This window comes from Variovorax sp. 10N432, assembly GCF_056394465.1.
This window is the reverse complement of record NZ_JBFTHX010000008.1, coordinates 91,981-110,518: the sequence shown is the minus strand read 5'-3', so window position 1 is coordinate 110,518 and position 18,538 is coordinate 91,981. Positions and strand designations below refer to the sequence as shown.

Annotated in this window: 16 protein-coding genes; 6 read left to right on the top strand and 10 right to left on the bottom strand. The window is 68.9% G+C overall.

Annotated features, from left to right (window positions below; all coding sequences use genetic code 11):
- Positions 1-2: 2 nt before the first annotated feature.
- Genes glgX through AC1DF3_RS12025 form a run of 4 tightly spaced genes read left to right on the top strand, consistent with a single transcriptional unit; the run spans position 3 to position 7,382 of the window.
- Complete coding sequence (gene glgX / locus AC1DF3_RS12040; RefSeq protein WP_478139741.1) at positions 3-2,042, top strand: glycogen debranching protein GlgX; 2,040 nt, start codon at positions 3-5, stop codon at positions 2,040-2,042.
- Positions 2,043-2,101: 59 nt separating this feature from the next.
- Positions 2,102-3,394 (top strand): glucose-1-phosphate adenylyltransferase, encoded by a 1,293-nt coding sequence (glgC, locus tag AC1DF3_RS12035; RefSeq protein WP_286533546.1) that lies wholly within the window; start codon positions 2,102-2,104, stop codon positions 3,392-3,394.
- A 5-nt stretch (positions 3,395-3,399) separates the two neighbouring features.
- Complete coding sequence (gene glgA / locus AC1DF3_RS12030) at positions 3,400-4,872, top strand: glycogen synthase GlgA (RefSeq protein WP_286533545.1); 1,473 nt, start codon at positions 3,400-3,402, stop codon at positions 4,870-4,872.
- Positions 4,869-7,382, top strand: coding sequence for a glycogen/starch/alpha-glucan phosphorylase (locus AC1DF3_RS12025; protein ID WP_478139740.1), 2,514 nt, complete (start codon positions 4,869-4,871; stop codon positions 7,380-7,382). Before glgA ends, AC1DF3_RS12025 begins: the two co-directional genes overlap by 4 nt.
- On the opposite strand, the gene AC1DF3_RS12020 is transcribed toward AC1DF3_RS12025, so the two are convergent.
- From AC1DF3_RS12020 to AC1DF3_RS12005, 4 genes are all read right to left on the bottom strand, one after another.
- On the bottom strand, positions 7,354-7,812 hold the full coding sequence (locus AC1DF3_RS12020) for an ExbD/TolR family protein (RefSeq protein WP_478139739.1): 459 nt from the start codon (positions 7,810-7,812) through the stop codon (positions 7,354-7,356). The two genes, AC1DF3_RS12025 and AC1DF3_RS12020, sit on opposite strands and share 29 nt — an antisense overlap.
- A gap of 17 nt (positions 7,813-7,829) precedes the next feature.
- Entirely contained in the window at positions 7,830-8,528 is a 699-nt protein-coding gene (locus AC1DF3_RS12015) for a MotA/TolQ/ExbB proton channel family protein (RefSeq protein ID WP_478139738.1), read from the bottom strand.
- Between the two features lie 78 nt (positions 8,529-8,606).
- A complete protein-coding gene (gene dapB, locus AC1DF3_RS12010) occupies positions 8,607-9,437 on the bottom strand; it encodes a 4-hydroxy-tetrahydrodipicolinate reductase (protein ID WP_478139737.1) in 831 nt (276 codons plus the stop codon).
- Positions 9,438-9,510: 73 nt separating this feature from the next.
- Entirely contained in the window at positions 9,511-10,071 is a 561-nt protein-coding gene (locus AC1DF3_RS12005; RefSeq protein ID WP_286533541.1) for an outer membrane protein assembly factor BamE, read from the bottom strand.
- A gap of 87 nt (positions 10,072-10,158) precedes the next feature.
- Here AC1DF3_RS12005 and fur point away from each other — a divergent pair, with 87 nt between their 5' ends.
- Entirely contained in the window at positions 10,159-10,578 is a 420-nt protein-coding gene (gene fur, locus AC1DF3_RS12000; RefSeq protein WP_286533540.1) for a ferric iron uptake transcriptional regulator, read from the top strand.
- Between the two features lie 22 nt (positions 10,579-10,600).
- Here the strand turns inward: fur and hprK are convergent, their stop codons facing one another.
- The 4 genes from hprK to AC1DF3_RS11980 form a co-directional block, all read right to left on the bottom strand.
- Positions 10,601-11,560 (bottom strand): HPr(Ser) kinase/phosphatase, encoded by a 960-nt coding sequence (gene hprK, locus AC1DF3_RS11995; protein WP_286510392.1) that lies wholly within the window; start codon positions 11,558-11,560, stop codon positions 10,601-10,603.
- A gap of 28 nt (positions 11,561-11,588) precedes the next feature.
- Complete coding sequence (locus AC1DF3_RS11990; protein ID WP_286372102.1) at positions 11,589-12,056, bottom strand: PTS sugar transporter subunit IIA; 468 nt, start codon at positions 12,054-12,056, stop codon at positions 11,589-11,591.
- Between the two features lie 90 nt (positions 12,057-12,146).
- On the bottom strand, positions 12,147-12,476 hold the full coding sequence (gene hpf, locus AC1DF3_RS11985) for a ribosome hibernation-promoting factor, HPF/YfiA family (protein WP_093381418.1): 330 nt from the start codon (positions 12,474-12,476) through the stop codon (positions 12,147-12,149).
- Between the two features lie 354 nt (positions 12,477-12,830).
- Positions 12,831-14,951: an ATP-dependent helicase gene (locus AC1DF3_RS11980; RefSeq protein ID WP_478139736.1), complete on the bottom strand. Its 2,121-nt coding sequence runs from the start codon at positions 14,949-14,951 to the stop codon at positions 12,831-12,833.
- Positions 14,952-15,160: 209 nt separating this feature from the next.
- On the opposite strand from AC1DF3_RS11980, the gene corA reads away from it, so the two are divergent.
- Complete coding sequence (gene corA / locus AC1DF3_RS11975) at positions 15,161-16,147, top strand: magnesium/cobalt transporter CorA (protein WP_286519890.1); 987 nt, start codon at positions 15,161-15,163, stop codon at positions 16,145-16,147.
- On the opposite strand, the gene AC1DF3_RS11970 is transcribed toward corA, so the two are convergent.
- Together AC1DF3_RS11970 and AC1DF3_RS11965 are read right to left on the bottom strand one after the other, a co-directional pair.
- The gene (locus AC1DF3_RS11970) at positions 16,140-16,919 is read right to left on the bottom strand and encodes a 5'-methylthioadenosine/adenosylhomocysteine nucleosidase (RefSeq protein ID WP_478139735.1); all 780 of its coding nucleotides are present in this window, start codon (positions 16,917-16,919) and stop codon (positions 16,140-16,142) included. The two genes, corA and AC1DF3_RS11970, sit on opposite strands and share 8 nt — an antisense overlap.
- Positions 16,916-18,538 carry an ABC transporter substrate-binding protein gene (locus tag AC1DF3_RS11965; protein WP_286533537.1) on the bottom strand — a complete coding sequence of 541 codons (1,623 nt, stop codon included), beginning with the start codon at positions 18,536-18,538 and terminating at the stop codon, positions 16,916-16,918. Before AC1DF3_RS11965 ends, AC1DF3_RS11970 begins: the two co-directional genes overlap by 4 nt.

Genomic DNA, 18,538 nt, shown 5'->3' with positions numbered 1-18,538 from the left:
GCATGAACGACGGCACGCCCCTGCCGCTCGGCGCCACGGCGAGCCCAGAAGGCGTCAATTTCGCGCTCGCCGCACCCAACGCCACGGCCGTGGAGCTGTGCCTGTTCGACGGCACCGGCGCCCACGAGCAGCAGCGCCTGAGGCTGCAGGCCCGGACCGACGGCGTCTGGCACACCCGCCTGCCGGGCGCCCGGCCCGGCCTGGTCTACGGCTGGCGCGTCCATGGCCCCTGGTCGCCCGCCGAGGGGCTGCGCTTCAACCCCGCCAAGCTGCTGCTCGACCCCTACGCGCGCGAGATCGTCGGCAGCTACGGCGGCGAAGACCTGTTCCTCGGCCACGACCCCGCGCAGCCGCTGCAGCGCGATGCGCGCGACAACGCGGCCATCGCGCTCAAGGCCCGCGTCACGACCCCGCTGCCCGCGGCGCCGCCGGGGCGCAGCCGCATCCCGGCCGGCGAACGGGTGCTGTACGAGGTCCATGTGCGCGGCCAGACCCGCCGCCACCCGGGCGTCCCCGAGGCCCTGCGCGGCAGCTACGCCGGCCTCGCCGAGCCGGTGGTGCTCGACCACCTGCAGCGCCTTGGCGTCACCACGCTGAGCCTGATGCCGGTCCAGCAGCGCGCCGACGAGTCGCGCCTGCTCGCCCTGGGCCTCAGCAACTACTGGGGCTACAGCACGATCGGCTGGTTCGTGCCCGAGGTCCGCTACTGGAGCGGCCGCGCCGGCACCACGCCGGCGAGCGAGTTCCGGGCCCTGGCCGATGCCGTCCATGCACGCGGCATGGAACTGGTGATCGACGTGGTCTACAACCACAGCGCCGAGACCGACGAGCTCGGGCCGACGCTGAGCCTGCGCGGCATCGACAACGCGCTCTACTACCACCTGCGCCCCGACGACCGGGCGCTCTACCAGAACTGGACCGGCTGCGGCAACTGCCTCAACCTGGCCGAGCCCAGGGTGCTCGCGCTGGTGATGGACAGCCTGCGCTACTGGGTCTGCGAGCTCGGCGTCGACGGCTTCCGCTTCGACCTCGCACCGGTGCTCGCGCGCCGCGCCGACGGCGACTTCGATCCTCGCGCGCCCTTGCTCGCGGCCATCGCGCAGGACCCCGTGCTGGCGCGCACCCTGCTGATCGCCGAACCCTGGGACATCGGCCCAGGCGGCTACCGGCTCGGCGAGTTCCCGGCCGGCTGGCTCGAATGGAACGACCGCTTCCGCGATGTGCAGCGCGGCTTCTGGCTGCAGGGCAGCGAGGGCCTCGGCGAATTCGCCCATCGCTTCGCGGCCTCGAGCGACGACTTCAGGCGCAACGCCCGCGCGCCCACGGCCAGCGTCAACTTCATCACCGCGCACGACGGCTTCACGCTGCGCGACCTGCTGAGCTACAACGAGCGTCACAACCTGGCCAACGGCGAGGGCAACCGCGACGGCAGCGGCCACAACCTGAGCCGCAATTGCGGCGTCGAGGGCGAGACCGACGACCCCGCCGTGCGCGCCGAGCGGCGGCGCCTGCAACGGGTGCTGATGGCCGTGCTTCTGCTGTCGCAGGGGACGCCGATGCTGCTGGCCGGCGACGAAATCGGCCATACCCAGCGCGGCAACAACAACGCCTACTGCCAGGACAACGACATCACCTGGCTCGACTGGGACCGTGCCGACGGCGCCATGACAGCCTTCGTCGCCCGCCTGCTGGCGCTGCGCCGCGAAGCCGCTCCCCTGCGCAGCACGCTGTGGTGGCCGGCCGAGCCCGCGCCCGGCACCACCGCGCTGCGCTGGCTGGCCCCGGAGGGCGACGCGATGCGCAATGAAGACTGGCAGGCCGGCGAGCGCCGTGCAATGGCCATCCTGTTCGAGGCGCCGTCGCCCGCCGAGCGCTGGATGGTGATGCTGAATGCCGGCACCGCCCCGGTCGCATTCACCCTGCCGCCGGGGCGCTGGACCTGCCGGCTGGCCAGCGACGCGGCCGACGACGAGGCCGCGGCCCAGCCCCTCGATGCGACCCAGACCCTGGCGCCGGGCAGCCTCTGGGTCGCAAAAACATGAAGGCGCCGGCACCACGGTGCTAGGCTGGAATCACCCGAGAAAACCAACGGAGACATCTGATGGAAAACATCGCGCAACCCACCCTGCAGGCCCACCAACTCGTTCGCCGCACCATCGCCCTGGTGCTGGCCGGCGGCCGGGGCTCCCGGCTCAAGCAGCTCACCGACCGGCGGGCCAAGCCGGCGGTCTATTTCGGCGGCAAGTTCCGCATCATCGATTTCGCGCTGTCGAACTGCCTCAACTCGGGCATCCGGCGGATGGCCGTGGTGACGCAGTACAAGTCGCACTCGCTGATGCGCCACCTGCAGCGCGGCTGGAGCTTCCTGCGCGCCGAGCTCAACGAGATGGTCGACGTGCTGCCGGCCCAGCAGCGGGTCGGCGACGAGCACTGGTACCGCGGCACGGCCGACGCCGTCTACCAGAACCTCGACATCATCCAGACCCGCTCGACGCCGCATGACTACGTCGTGGTGCTGGCCGGCGACCATGTCTACAAGATGGACTACTCGATCATGCTGACCGACCACGTCGCCAGCGGCCGCGGCTGCACGGTCGGCTGCATCGAGGTGCCGCGCATGGAGGCCACGGCGTTCGGCGTGATGGATGTCGACGAGAACCGCAACATCACGGCCTTCCTCGAGAAGCCCGCCGACCCGCCGGCCATGCCGGGCAAGCCCGACATGGCGCTGGCCAGCATGGGCATCTACGTCTTCGATTCCGAATACCTCTACCAACTGCTCGAGGAGGACAGCGCCAACCCCGTCTCGGACCACGACTTCGGCAAGGACATCATCCCGCGCGCGGTCGCCGAAGGGCGGGCGCTGGCCCATCCTTTCGGCATGTCCTGCGTGACCCGGGCCAGCCGCGGCCCCGACGCGGCCGCCTACTGGCGTGACGTGGGCACGATTGATGCATTCTGGGCAGCCAACCTCGACCTGGCCTCGATCACCCCGGAGCTCGACATCTATGACACCGACTGGCCCATCTGGACCTACCAGCGGCAGCTGCCGCCGGCCAAGTTCGTGCTCGATCGCGACGGCAAGCACGGCATGACGGTCAACACCATCGTCTCGGGCGGCTGCATCGTCTCGGGCTCCAAGGTCAGCAGCTCGGTGCTGTTCTCGGGCGTGCGCATCCATTCGTTCTGCGACATCAACGAAGCCGTGCTGCTTCCCGACGTCGAGGTCGGCCGCGCCTGCCGGCTCAACAAGGTCGTGATCGACCGCGCCTGCGTGATCCCCGACGAGATGGTGATCGGCGAGGACCCGGTCGCCGACGCCGCACGCTTCGAGCGCACCGAGGGCGGGGTGGTGCTGGTGACGCGCGAGATGCTCAAGCGACTGGCCTCCTGACGACGATGAGGATCCTCCAGGTCAGCGCCGAACTGTTTCCCCTGCTCAAGACCGGAGGGCTGGCCGACATCGCCGGCGCCCTGCCGCTGGCGCTGATGGCGGCCGGCCAGGAGGCGCGGGTGCTGCTTCCGGGCTTCCCGGCCATCCTCGCCGGCGTCGCCGATGCGGCGCCGGTGGCCGAGCTGACCGCGCCCTGGGGCGAACGGGCACGGCTGCTGCTCGGCCGGATCGCCACCACCGGCGCGCCCGACACGCCGGCCTACGTCATCGATGCGCCGGCGCTCTACGACCGCCCCGGCAATCCCTATGAGGACCCGCGCCGCCAGCCCTATGCCGACAACCACCGGCGTTTCGCGCTGCTCGGCTGGGCCGCGGCACAGCTGGCCCAGGGGCTCGACCCCGGCTGGCAGCCCGACATCGTGCATGCGCACGACTGGCACGCCGCCCTGGCGCCGGCCTACATGGCCTTCGCGCCGCGCGGGCGCCGGCCGCGCGCCGGCAGCGTCTTCACGGTCCACAACCTGGCCTACCAGGGCCTGTTCGCCGCTTCGCATTTCGCCGAGCTCGGCCTGCCGCCCGCGGCCTTCTCGATCGACGGCCTTGAATATCACGGGCAGCTGTCGTTCATGAAGGGCGGCCTGTGCTTCGCCGACCGCCTCACGACCGTCAGCCCGACCTACGCGCGCGAGATCCAGACGCCCGAGCAAGGCTGCGGCCTCGACGGCCTGCTGCGCAGCCGGGCCGAGGTGCTGACCGGCATCCTCAACGCGGTCGACGACCAGGTCTGGAACCCGGCCACCGACGCGCTGATTCCGCACCGCTACGACCTGCGCCGGATGACCGGCAAGGTGCGCAACAAGGCGGCGCTCCAGGAAGAGCTCGGCCTCGCGCCCCAGACCCATGCCCCGCTGTTCGTGCTGGTCAGCCGGCTGACCGAGCAGAAGGGCCTGCACCTGGTGCTCGAAGGCCTCGACGGGCTGCTCGCACAAGGCGGCCAGCTGGCCCTGCTGGGCAGCGGCGACGCCTGGCTCGAGGCGGCGTTCAAGCAACGCGCGGCCCACGCGCCGCAGTCGGTCAGCGTCACGCTGGGCTACAGCGAAGCGACCGCCCACCGGCTGTTCGGCGCCGGCGACGTCACGCTGGTGCCCTCGCTGTTCGAGCCCTGCGGCCTGACCCAGATGTACGGGCTGAAGTACGGCAGCCTGCCGCTGGTGCACCGGATCGGCGGCCTGGCCGACACGGTGGTCGACGCCACGCTCGAGGACATGGCCGGCGGCCTGGCCACCGGCTTCTCGTTCGACACCTTCGGCAACGAAGGCTACGCACGCGCGGTGCGCCGCGCGTTCGCCCTCTTCCAGCGCCCGGCCGACTGGCGCGCCGTGCGCGCCAGCGCCATGCGCCGCCCCGCCGACTGGGGCAGCGCCGCCGCCGAATACCTCGGCGTCTATGCCGAAGCCCTCCCACGCGAATCACCATGAACATCGAAGACTTCAAATACGACCACCCCGACCGAGACGTCGCAGCCTTCAAGCGCGCGGTCGCCAACAAGCTCATCTATGCGGTCGGCAAGGACCCGTTCGCCGCCAGCCCCGACGACTGGCTGCACGCCACCGCGCTGGCGGTGCGCGACCAGCTGGTCGAGCGCTGGATGGGCACCACGCGGGCGCAGTACGCGCAGAAGCTCAAGCGCGTCTACTACATGTCGATGGAGTTCCTGATCGGGCGCACCTTCACCAACGCGCTGCTGGCGCTCGAGCTGCAGGGCACCGTGAAGCAGGCGCTGGCCGACTTCGGGGTCGACATCCAGGCGCTGTCCGAGCGCGAACCCGACGCCGCCCTGGGCAACGGCGGCCTCGGCCGGCTGGCGGCCTGCTTCCTCGACTCGATGGCCACGCTCGGCGTGCCGGGCATGGGCTACGGCATCCGCTACGAATACGGCATGTTCCGCCAGCGCATCGTCGATGGCCAGCAGGTCGAGCAGCCCGACTACTGGCTCACGCGCGGCAACCCCTGGGAGTTCCAGCGGCCCGAAGTCACCTTCCGCGTGCGCTTCGGCGGCCACGTGCAGCGGCGCGAGGGCATCCACGCGCCCTATGGCGCGGCCAACTGGGTCGACACCCACGACGTGCTGGCGATGGCCTACGACACCATCATCCCGGGCTACGGCACCCAGGCCACCAACACGCTGCGCCTGTGGTCGGCCAAGGCCACCGAGGAGATCGACCTGTCGGCCTTCAACCGCGGCAACTACATGGAGGCCGTGGAGAGCAAGAACCACTCCGAGAACGTCTCGCGCGTGCTCTATCCCGACGACTCCACGCCCTCCGGCCGCGAGCTGCGGCTGCACCAGGAATACTTCTTCGTCAGCGCCAGCGTGCAGGACCTGCTGCGCCGCTACCTGCGCAACCACACCACCTTCGACGACCTGCCCGACCAGGTCAGCATCCATCTCAACGACACCCATCCGGTGCTGGCGGTGCCCGAGCTGATGCGCCTCCTGATCGACGAGCACAACCTGCCCTGGGACACCGCCTGGGCCCACACGCAGAAGGTGTTCAGCTACACCAACCACACGCTGATGCACGAGGCGCTCGAGACCTGGCCGGTCGAGATGTTCGGCCGCATCCTGCCGCGCCACCTGCAGATCCTGTTCGACATGAATTCGCGCTTCCTGGCCGAAGTCACCCAGGCCCACGGGCACGATGTCGAGCTGCTGCGGCGGCTCTCGCTGATCGACGAATCGGGCGAGCGGCGGGTGCGCATGGCCTACGTGGCGGTGCTCGCGAGCCACTCGATCAACGGCGTCTCGGGGCTGCACTCGGAGCTCATGAAACAGTCGATCTTCGCCGACTTCAACACCCTGTTTCCCGAGCGCTTCAACAACAAGACCAACGGCGTCACGCCGCGGCGCTGGCTGGCGCAGGCCAATCCGCCGCTGGCCGCGCTGCTCGATGCCCGCATCGGCCGCGGCTGGCGGCGCGACCTGACGCAATTGCAGGCGCTGCGGCCGATGGCGCAACAGCCGGCCTTCGTGCGGGCCTTTCGCCATGCCAAGCGCGAGAACAAGCTGCGGCTGGCCAACTGGGTCGACGAGCACCTGCGCATCGACATCGACACCGACGCGCTGTTCGACGTCCAGGTCAAGCGCATGCACGAGTACAAGCGGCAGCTGCTCAACGTGCTGCACGTGGTCACGCGCTACCACCGCATCCTTGCCGATCCGACGGCCGGCCATGTGCCGCGCATGATCGTGTTCGCCGGCAAGGCGGCCTCGGCCTACCAGATGGCCAAGCTGGTGATCCGGCTGATCAACGACGTGGCCAAGGTGATCAACGAGGACGAGCGGGTCGGCAAGCTGCTGAAGGTGGTGTTCCTGCCGAACTACAGCGTAAGCCTGGCCGAGATCATCATGCCCGCGGCCGACCTGTCGGAGCAGATCTCGACCGCCGGCACCGAGGCGTCCGGCACCGGCAACATGAAGTTCGCGCTCAACGGCGCGCTGACCATCGGCACGCTGGACGGCGCCAACGTCGAGATGCGCGACAACGTCGGCGCCGAGAACTTCTTCATCTTCGGCAACACCACGCCGGAGGTGGCCCAGATCCGCGCCACCGGCTACCACCCGCGCGGCATCTACGAAGCCGACCCGGAACTGCAGCGCACGCTGGACAGCATCCGCGACGGCCTGTTCTCGCCCGCCGAGCCGGCACGCTACCAGCAGATCTTCGACGCCCTGGTGAGCTGGGGCGACCACTACCTGCTGCTGGCCGACTACGCGAGCTACATCGCGGCCCAGGCCCGGGTCGATGCGCTGTACCGCGACGCCGATGCCTGGACCCGGATGGCGATCCTCAACGTGGCGGGCATGGGCGAGTTCTCGTCGGACCGCACCATCGCGCAGTACGCGCACGAGATCTGGAAGACCAGGCCGGTGGCGCTGGGGCCGGCCTCGGAGGCCGCTACGGCTTCTTCGGCGGCGCCTCGGTGACGAAGCCGATGCGGCTCAAGCCGGCCTTGTTGGCGATGCCCATCAGCTCGACCACGCGGCCGTAGGGAACGCTCTGGTCGGCCCGCAGCTGCACCTCGGTGTCGCGGCTGCCGGCCGCGGCCTTGGCCAGGCCGGCGGCGAGTTCGTCGGTGCTGACCGCCTGGTCGTTCAGGTACACCTTGCCCGCCGCATCGACCACCAGCGTGACGAACCTGGGCGTGTCGTTGGCCTGGCCGGCGTCGGTGCGCGGCAGGTCGAGCTTGATCGAGCTGGCCATCAGCGGCGCGGTGATGATGAAGATCACCAGCAGCACCAGCATCACGTCGACCAGCGGCGTGACGTTGATGTCCGACAGCGGCCGCTGGCCGCCGGCGCCGGTCGAGCGGCCGCCGCTGGCGGCGCTGCCGAGCGAGGTGCGACCGAAGGCCATGTGCGGGCTCCTGGCGCCTAGGCCGGCATCGGCCGCGCCGGCGGCAGGGGGGCCTCCCGCGATGCAGGCTCGCCGAACATGCCGAGCAGGTCGTGGGCAAAGCCCTCGAGCTCGGCCTCGATGCGGCCGACCACCCGGCCGAAGACGTTGTACGCCAGCACCGCCGGGATCGCGACCGCCAGGCCGAAGGCGGTCATGATGAGCGCCTCGCCGACCGGCCCCGCCACCTTGTCGATGGTGAAGCCGCCGGTCTCGGCGGCAATGGCCACCAGCGCGCCATAGATGCCCCAGACGGTGCCGAGCAGCCCCACGAAGGGCGCCGTGGCGCCGACCGTGGCCAGCACGATCTGACCGGCCTGCAGTCGGCGCAGGGCCGCGTGCAGGGCGTCGCGAAGGATCCGTGTCAGGCGCTGGGTGCGGTCGACCTTGCCGCCGAGCGTCGCGCTCTCGGCCGGCAGCGCCAGCCGGTTCAGAGCGCGCACCGCCGGCAGCACCATCAATGCCCGGTCGAAGGCTTGCAGGCGCGCCTCGGCGTCCTGCAGCGAAGCCGACTGCCAGAAGGCCGCAATGCTGCGCAGCACGTCGCGCGTTCCCCCGCGCAGCAGCCAGGCCTTCCAGAGGATCACGACCCAGCTCGCCACCGACATCGCGAGCAGCAGCGCCGCCACCGCGCGGCTGACCCCGTCGCCATGGCGGAGCAACTCGAGGATGCTCATGGAATGACCTCCGTGCTTCGCACTGCGGTGCGAGCCCCCTTCGGAACGGCCGGGCGCGGGCTCATGCCGGCTCGGTCCTCAGCGCAGGCCGAGGACGTCGAACATGTCGAACAGGCCCGCCTTCTGGCCGGCCAGGAAGCGCACGGCACGCAGGCTGCCCTGGGCGTAGGTCGCGCGGCTGGACGACTTGTGGCTGATCTCGATGCGCTCGCCGGTGCCGGCGAACAGCACGGTGTGATCGCCGACGATGTCGCCGCCGCGGATCGCCGAGAAGCCGATGCTCGAGGGATCGCGCTCGCCGGTGATGCCCTCGCGCGCGTAGACCGCGCAGTCCTTGAGGTCGCGGCCCAGCGCCTGGGCGATCACCTCGCCCATCTTGAGCGCGGTGCCCGAGGGCGCATCGACCTTGTGGCGGTGGTGGGCCTCGATGATCTCGATGTCGTAGCCGGTGGCGAGCGCCTTGGCCGCCATCTCGAGCAGCTTCAGCGTGACATTGACGCCGACGCTCATGTTGGGCGCCATCATGATCGCGATGTCCTGGGCGGCATCGGCGATCTCGGCCTTCTGGGCGTCGCTGAAGCCGGTGGTGCCGATCACCATCTGCACCCCGAGTTCGCGGCACACCGCCAGGTGCGCGAGCGTGCCCTCGGGCCGCGTGAAATCGATCAGCACCTGTGCATCGGCGAGGCCGGCGCGCAGGTCGGAGACGATCGGCACGCCGCTCGCGGCACCGAGGAAGGCCGTGGCGTCGGTGCCGATCGCCGGGCCGCCGGCGACATCCAGCGCACCGGCCAGGCGGCAATCGGGCGTCTGGCGCACGGCCTCGATCAGCATGTGGCCCATGCGGCCGGAAGCGCCGGCGATCGCCACGCGCCGGAGTGGGGAATTGGAAGCGGAGGAGTCGGTCACGCGTTTCAGCCTCTGGAAATGCGGAAGAACGGAAAGGAGCAGGCAGGCCGGTGGTCCCGGCCAGGGTGCGCGCTCAGCGCGTCGGTTCGAGCGGCGGGTAGACCGCCGGCAATGGCGGCTGCGGCGCGGCGGGTGCCGGCTGGCCTTCCGCCGGTTTTTCCTTGGGCGGATCGAACTTCTTGAGCTGGTCGTCGGTCGCCTCGAGCGGCGGCACCGAGCCACGGCGCTTGCGGGTGTCGAGCTGGGCGACGAATTCCTCTTCGCTCGGCATCGGGTCGCCCTCGAAGCGCTCGAGCAGTTCGCCGTTGAAATACAGCGTCAGGCGGCGCTGCTGGGCCTCGACGCCCTGGCGCCGGATCGTGAATACGTAGTCCCAGCGGTTGGAATGGAAGACATCGGTCAGCAGCGAGGTGCCGAGGACTTCGCGCACCTGCTGGCGCGACATGCCGGGCTTGAGGGCCGCGACCTGCTCCTTGGACACGAAATTGCCTTGGACCACCTCGACCTTGTAGGGCGTGACGGCCGTGAGTGCACCGCGCGCGCTGTCGCCGACACTGCTGCAGGCGCCCAGGCACAGGCTCGCGGCGACGGCGCCGAGGAGCAGCCATGGGCGGCGTTGGGAAATGGCGGGCATGGGAAAAGGGTTGGGCGATATGATCGAATCATTGTAGCGGCTGGCCCCCGGCGGGCCTCGCCCGCCTGGCCGGCGGAGGAACGACCCATGGGCAACATCGACGAACTCAAGAACACCGGCCTCAAGGCCACCCTGCCACGCCTGAAGATCCTCGAGATCTTCCAGAACGGCAACCAGCGCCACATGACCGCGGAAGACGTCTTCCGCGTGCTGCTCAACGACCACTCCGACATCGGCCTGGCCACGGTCTACCGCGTGCTGACGCAGTTCGAGCAGGCCGGCATCCTGGAGCGCAGCCACTTCGAGAGCGGCAAGGCGGTCTACGAGCTCAACGAAGGCAAGCACCACGACCACCTGGTGTGCACCGGCTGCGGCAAGGTCGAGGAGTTCTACGACGCCGAGATCGAGCGGCGCCAGCAAATGATCGCCAAGGACAAGGGCTGGATCCTGCAGGACCACGCCATGTCGCTCTACGGCCTCTGCGCCGATTGCGTAAGCAAGCGCTGACTCTCGTTCGCCCCCGGACGGGTCAATCGTCGTCGCGTGCGCTTTCCATCGCCTTGTGGTGGCGGGCGACGAAATCGGCATAGGTATCGATGCCGCGCAGCTGCAGGATCGAATTGCGCACCGCGGCCTCGACCAGCACCGCGATGTTGCGCCCGGCCACCACCTGGATGATCACCTTGCGCACCGGGATGCCCAGCACGTCCTGGGTCAGCGGCGCCGAGGGCATGCGCTCGTAGTCGCGCTCGAAGCTGTCGCGCCGCACCAGGTGCACGATCAGCTTGAGGCGCATCTTCCGGCGCACGGCGGTCTCGCCGAAGATCGCCCGGATGTCCAGCAGGCCGATGCCGCGCACCTCCAGCAGGTTCTGCAGCAGTTCGGGGCAGCGGCCCTCCAGCGTGGTCTGGTTGATGCGATAGAGGTCGACCGCGTCGTCGGCCACCAGCCCGTTGCCGCGCGAGATCAGCTCCAGGCCGAGTTCGCTCTTGCCGAGCCCCGATTCGCCCGTGATCATCACGCCCAGGCCCAGGATGTCCATGAAGACGCCGTGCATCGAGGTGCGCTCGGCGAAATGCTTCGACAGGTAGGCCCGCAGCAGGTCGATCACGAAGGCCGACGACTCGCGGGTCGCGAACAGCGGCAGCTGGGCGCGCTCGCAGATCGACAGCAGCTCGTCGGGGGCCGGCTGGCCGTCGGCCAGCACCAGCATCGGCGGCTCCAGCGTGACGATGCGCGCGATCCGCCGGGCGGTGTCCTGGAGCGTGCCGCGGGTCAGGTAGGCGACTTCGCGGGCGCCGAGGATCTGGACCCGGTACGGGTGGATGTAGTTGAGGTAGCCGACCAGGTCGGCGGCCGACTGGGCGCGGCTGATGACGTCGGGGTCGAACTGCCGTTCGGAGGCGCCGAGCCCGGCCAGCCACTCCCAGCGCAGCGAGCCGCGGAACTCCTCGAACATCGCATCGGCGCTGATGACGGTCGGCTTCATGTCCGAACCCGTCCGGCGCCGAAGAGGTTCAAGCCACCTGTGCGGACTGCCATCCGGCGATCAGGGCGTGCAGTGCCGCCGCATCGGTGCTGGACTTGATCTGCTCGCGCAGATTGGCATCGCTCAGCAGCTCGGCGATTTCCGAGAGTATTTCCAGATGTTTCTGGGTCGCGGCTTCCGGCACCAGAAGGAAGATCAGCAGCACGACCGGTTGTTCGTCCGGGGCGTCGAAGCCGATCGCGTTGGCGAGCTGGAACACAGCGGCCATCGGCGACTTGAGGCCCTTGATGCGGCCGTGGGGGATCGCCACGCCGTGGCCGAGACCGGTTGAGCCCAGGCGCTCGCGCGCAAACAGGCTGTCGGTGATCAGGGCACGCCCGAGACCGTGCAGGTTCTCGAACAAAAGCCCTGCTTCTTCGAAAGCACGCTTCTTGCTAGTGGCGTCGACGCTCACGAGCACTTGAGCGGGCGGCAGGATGGACGCGAGTCGGTTCATGTTGGGGCGGGGGCGATTATGCACCCACCCTGAAAAAAGCAAAGGGCCGCCTGATGGCGGCCCGCAAGAGTATTTGCCCGAACAGCGGAACTACATCACGCGCTTGGGGGCGGCGTGGTGGTGATCCTGCAGGCGGTCCTTGTGGCGCACGACCTGGCGGTCGAGCTTGTCGACCAGTTCGTCGACGGCGGCATAGAGATCAGCGTGGCTCGATTCCGCGAACATGTCGTTGCCCTTGACGTGGATATTGCATTCGGCCCGTTGCCGGCGTTCCTTTTCCTTCTGCTTTTCCACCGTGAGGATCACCTTCACATCGACCACCTGGTCGAAATGCCGGGTGATCCGGTCCAGCTTGCTCGTAACGTAGTTGCGCAAAGCAGGTGTGACGTCGAGGTGATGACCGCTGATCGTCAAATTCATGAATGACCTCCTGGAATTGACGGTTGGGGAAATAGCCGCGCCCCTGGAAGTAGAGGCGTGGCCGGGGAAACGAGAGGGGAATGAGGGGAGGGAGAGAGAGGGGAAAGAAGGGAAAGAGGGGGAGGGAGAGAGAGGCTTCGGGTCACTATGCCCATGCTGTCATCGAATTGCAATCCCTTCGTGCCAGGGGTCTGCGCCAGATCAAATGCAGTTTGTCACACGCTATCGATTTGATAGCCAACAAGCGCCGGGCGGCGCGGCCGACCGGCGCCACTGGAAACAAACCCAGGCTCCGGCGAAGGGGCTTTCGACCCCGCAGTCCGAAGGGACAGGAAGCCGCCGCCGGACACGCGTTCAGCGCCAGGCGGCGCGCATCCGGCTCAGCAGGTCGATCGTGGCGGCCGGCGGCGGCACGTGGGGCGCGCGCTCGGGCGGCGGCGGCCAGGTCTGCTGCTCGAAGCGCTGGGCATCGGCGGCGGGAATGAAGCGGGTGCGGCCCGCGTACAGGTGGCGGTCGCCGCGCGCCGCCTGCTGCGTCACGTAGAAGCGCTGCGGCACCAGCAGGTGCAGGTGGTCGCGGGCACGGGTCATGGCGACGTACAGCAGCCGGCGCTCTTCTTCGAGCTCGCGGGCGCCCTGCGCCACGTCGGCCGGGATGCAGCCGTCGACCACGTTGAGCACGTGGACCGACTTCCACTCCTGGCCCTTGGCGGAGTGGATGGTCGACAGGATCAGGTAGTCCTCGTCGAGCAGCGGCGGTCCGGGGCGGTCGCTGGTGGCCTCGGGCGGGTCGAGCGTGAGCTCGGTCAGGAAGCGCTCGCGCGAGCCGTAGCCGGCGGCCAGCCGGGCCAGCTGCTCGACGTCGCCGCGCCGCACGGCGGCATCGTCGTGAAGCCGCTCCAGGTGCGGGAGGTACCAGTCGAGCGCCAGTTCCATGTCGGCGGGCCAGGACAGCCCCGGGGCGCGCAGCGCGGCGTAGGTGGCTGCGAAACGGGTCCATTCGACCTGCGCCGCGGCCGGCGGCACGAAGTCCTGCACCGCGGCGCCCGGATCGCCCGCCCGGTCCATGGCATCGAGCAGCCGCGCCGAGCTGACCGGGCCGATCCCCGGGATCATCTGGGTGACCCGGAAGCCGGCCATCCGGCCGCGCGGATTCTGGGCGAAACGCAGCACCGCGAGCAGGTCCTTGACGTGGGCCGCCTCCAGGAACTTGAGCCCCCCGTATTTCACGTAGGGGATGTTGCGCCGCGCCAGTTCCAGCTCGAGCGCGGCGCTGTGGCTGGAGGTGCGGAACAGCACCGCCTGCGACTTCAGCGCCAGGCCGCCCTCGCGGTGGGCCAGCACCCGGTCGGCGACCCAGCAGGCCTGCTGCGCTTCGTCGGGCACCAGCACCAGCTGCGGCCTGCCGGCCGAGGGCTTGTCGGTCCACAGGGTCTTGGCGTGCCGTTCGGCGGCGCCGGCGATGAGCGCATTGGAGACGTCGAGGATCGGCTGGGTCGACCGGTAGTTGCGCTCCAGCGTGACGATCCGCACCGGCTGGCCGAATTGATGCGGGAAGTCGAGGATGTTGCGGACCGTGGCGCCACGGAACGAATAGATCGACTGGGCGTCGTCCCCGACCACGGTCAGGCCGCGGCCATCGGGCTTCATGGCACGCAGGATGGCGGCCTGAAGCAGGTTGGTGTCCTGGTATTCGTCGACCAGCACGTGGTCGAATCGGCCCCCCACCTGCTCGGCCAGCGCGGGCTCGGCGACCATCGCCGACCAGTAGAGGAGCAGGTCGTCGTAGTCGAGCACCTGTTGCTGCTGCTTGGCCTCGACGTAGGCGCCGAACAGCCGCTTGAGCTCGGCCTCCCATTCGGCGCACCAGGGGAAGGCCTCTTTCAGCACCTCGGCCAGTGGCGCGCAGGTGTTGACCGTGCGCGAATAGATCGACAGGCAGGTGCCCTTCTGCGGAAAGCGCCGCGTGCTGGACGACAGGCCGAGGTCGTGGCGCACCAGTCCCATGAGGTCCTCGGCGTCGCCGCGGTCATGGATGGTGAAGTTCTCGCTCAGGCCGATCTGCGCCGCGTACGCGCGCAGCAGCCGGGCGCCGATGCCGTGGAAGGTGCCGGCCCAGGGCAGTGCCGGCGGCGCCTGCGAGGCCAGGCCCAGCACGCGCTGCAGCACCTGGCCGGCGCGGCGCTCCATCTCCTGCGCCGCGCGGCGGGAGAAGGTCAGCAGCAGGAGGCGCTGCGGGTCGGCGCCGCCGGCGATCAGGTGCGCCACGCGGTGCGCCAGCGTGCTGGTCTTGCCCGAGCCGGCGCCGGCGATCACCAGCAGCGGACGCGGGTCCTGCTGCCCCGGGTCCAGGGCGGCGTCGACGCCGTGCAGGACCGCGGCGCGCTGGGCCTCGTTGAGGGTCGCGAGCGCTTCAGCCAGCCGCTCGGCCTGGCTTCCGGCCGCGGTGGGAAGAGGGGTGGCAAGGCGCTGCATCGACGCAACTGTACTGTATGTCCGTCCAGTCGGACAGCGGCGCCGCCGGGGACCGGATGACATAATCGCGCCTCGCTGCAACCGGAGACTCGCGCATGGAAATCGATCCGTCTCGGCAGCTTTCACTTCCCCTCTGACGCGCCGTTGGCGAGGGAGTTGAAAGCGCCCCGCCCCTCGCCCCAACGCCAGACATTTCAAGGGAGTGAGCCATGCTCAACATCTTCACGCTTGCCAACGGCCGCCTCGTCCAGGAAGAGATCGAGGCCCTGGAAGAGCTGTCCAAGTTCCAGCCGATCTGGGTCGACCTCGAATCGCCGACGGTCGAGGAGAAGCGCTGGATCAAGCAGTACTACGGCCTGTCGATCCCCGAAGACGCGATGGACGAGGACATCGAGGAGTCGGCCCGCTTCTACGAGGAAGACAACGGCGAGCTCCACATCCGCAGCGACTTCCTGATTGCCGACGACGAGAACCCGCGCTCGGTGCGCGTCGCCTTCATCCTGAACCAGCACAACACCGAGCTGCGCAGCCGCGGCGTGCTGTTCTCGATCCACGACGAGGACGTGCCGGTGTTCCGGCTGCTGCGCATGCGCGCGCGGCGTGCCCCGGGGCTGATCGAGGATGCCAAGGAAGTGCTGCTGAAGCTGTTCGACGCCGACGCCGAGTACTCGGCCGACACGCTCGAGAACATCTACGACGAACTCGAGATCGCCGGCCGGAAGGTGCTGTCGGGCAACGTCAGCGACGAGCTGGCCGGCGAGGTGCTGGGCCTGATCGCGCGCCAGGAAGACTTGAACGGGCGCATCCGCCGCAACGTGATGGACACCCGCCGCGCCGTGAGCTTCATGATGCGCAGCCGGATGCTCAACGCCGAGCAGTTCGAGGAGGCGCGGCAGATCCTGCGCGACATCGAGTCGCTGGACAACCACACGGCCTTCCTGTTCGACAAGATCAACTTCCTGATGGATGCGACCGTCGGTTTCATCAACATCAACCAGAACAAGACCATCAAGATCTTCTCGGTGGCGAGCGTCGCGCTGCTGCCGCCGACCCTGATCGCCAGCGTCTACGGCATGAACTTCAAGTTCATGCCCGAAGTCGACTGGAGCTACGGCTACGCGTATGCGATCGTGCTGATGATCATCAGCGCGCTGGGGCCGATGTGGTACTTCCGCCGGCGGGGGTGGCTCAAGTAGCCTCGCCCTGCTCGGCGGGCGGCGGCAGGGTCGCCAGCCACCCATCGATCAGCGCCAGGCTGTAGCGGCTCGCGACCACCGAGACGAAGCGCGTGAAGTCGCCGTGCGCCTCGTCGTCGGCGCGGTCGGAAATGGTGCGCACCGCGGCGAAGGGCACGCCGAAGTCGTGGCACACCTGGGCCACCGCTGCGCCTTCCATCTCGACCGCCAGCGCGTCCGGCAGGTCGTTGCGCAGCGCGCTGCTTTCGGCGGCGGACGACACGAAGCGGTCGCCGCTCACCAGCAGGCCGCGGTGCACCGCGGGCGCGGCCAGCCCGAAATCCTCGACCACCTGCTGCCCTAGCAGGCCCACCGTGTCGGCCAGCACGCCGGCGGCCACCGCGGCCAGCGCGTCGCTGATCGCCGTGTCGGCCGCGAAACGCGCATGGCCGGTGAGCGGCACCTCGTACTTCGGGAAGATCGGCGAGGCGTCGAGGTCGTGCTGCAGCAGCCGGGTCGCGACCACCACGTCGCCGACCCGGACACCCGGCGCCAGCCCGCCGGCGACGCCGGTGAAGACGATCGCCTGCGCCTGGAAGCGCTCGAGCAGCACGGTGGCCGTGAGCGCCGCCGCGACCTTGCCGATGCGCGACAGCACCGCCACCACCGGCTGCCCCTGCAGATGGCCGACCCAGAAGTCGCGCCCCGCCACGCGCACGCGCTGCTCGTCCGGCATCTGCGCCAGCAGCGCAGCCAGTTCCTCGTGCATCGCGGCGACGATGGCGATCGTCATTGCTTGATGTCGACCCCGTAGAAGGTGTGGCGCCCGAAGGGGCTCAGCTTGAAGTCCACGACCTCCTTGCGCACCGGCTTCAACTGCACCGCGTGCGCGATCGTGAACCAGGGCGCCTGCTCCTTGAAGACCACCTGCGCCTTCTTGTAGAGCGCGTCGCGCTCGGCCTGCTTGGGCACGTTCTTGGCCTTCACGACCAGCTCCTCGTAGGGCTGGTAGCAGAACTTGGCGACGTTGCTGCCGTTCGACTGCGCCGAGGCGCAGCCCAGGAGCGTGTACATGAAGTTGTCCGGATCGCCGTTGTCGCCGGTCCAGCCCAGCATGCCCATCTGGTGCTCGCCGGCCTGCATGCGCTTGCGGTATTCGCCCCATTCGAAGCTCTTGATCTCGGCCTTGACGCCGACCTTGGCCAGGTCGGCCTGCATCAGCTCGGCGATCCGCTTGGCGTTCGGGTTGTAGGGCCGCTGCACCGGCATCGCCCACAGGTCGGTCGTGAAGCCGTCCGGGTAGCCGGCCTGCGCCAGCAGCTTCTTGGCCGCTTCGGGATCGTAGGGGTCGTCCTTGATGGCGTCGTTGTAGGACCACATGGTCGGCGGGATCGGGTTCTTGGCGGCGACGCCGGTGGTCAGGTAGACGCCATCGATGATGGCTTTCTTGTTGATCGCCATGTTGATGGCCTTGCGCACCCGCACGTCGTCGAAGGGCTTCTTCTGCGTGTTGTAGGCCAGGTAGCCGACATTGAGGCCGGCCTGCTCGAGCACCTGCACGTTCGAGTCCTTGCGGATCGCGTCGAGGTCGGCCGGGTTCGGGTAGGGCATGACGTGGCATTCGCCCTTCTGCAGCTTGGCCCAGCGCACCGAGGCATCGGGCGTGATGGCGAAAATCAGGTCATCGATCTTGGCCTTGCCGCCCCAGTACTGCGGGAAGGCCTTGAAGCGCACGATCGCGTCTTTCTGGTACTGGACGAGGTAGAACGGGCCGGTGCCGATCGGGTCCTGGTCGATCTTCTCGGGCGTGCCGGCCTTGAGCATCGCGATCGCGTATTCCTTCGACTGGATGCCCGCGTAGGGCATCGCGAGGTTGGCGAGGAAGGGCGCCTCGGGCTTGTTGAGCACGAACTTGACCGTGTAGTCATCGATGCGGTCGATGGACTTCAAGAGCTTCGGCATGCCCATGTCGTTGAAGTACGAGTGGTTTGTGCTCGTGACCTTGAAGTAGGGATCGTTCTCCTTCCACTGCCGCTCCATCATGAAGATGACGTCGTCGGCGTTGAAGTCGCGCGTCGGCTTGAAGCTCTTGGACGTGTTGTGCCACTTGACGCCCTGGCGCAGCTTGAAGGTGTACTCGGTGCCGTCGGGCGAGATGGTCCAGCTCTCGGCCAGGCCGGGCACGACCTTGGTGCCGCCGCGCTCGAACTCGACCAGGTTGTTGTAGACCTGCGTGGTGACGTCGAACGAGGTACCGGTGGTGTTCACGGCAGCGTAGAAATTCTCGGGACTGCCTTCGGAGCAAAACACCAGGGTCTTGGCCGACGCGGCGCCGCAGGCCAGCGCGAGCGCGGCCGGTGCCAGCAGCGCGGCCGCGCGGAAGCGGCGCGAGAGAGGGGACGTGGTGGGCAT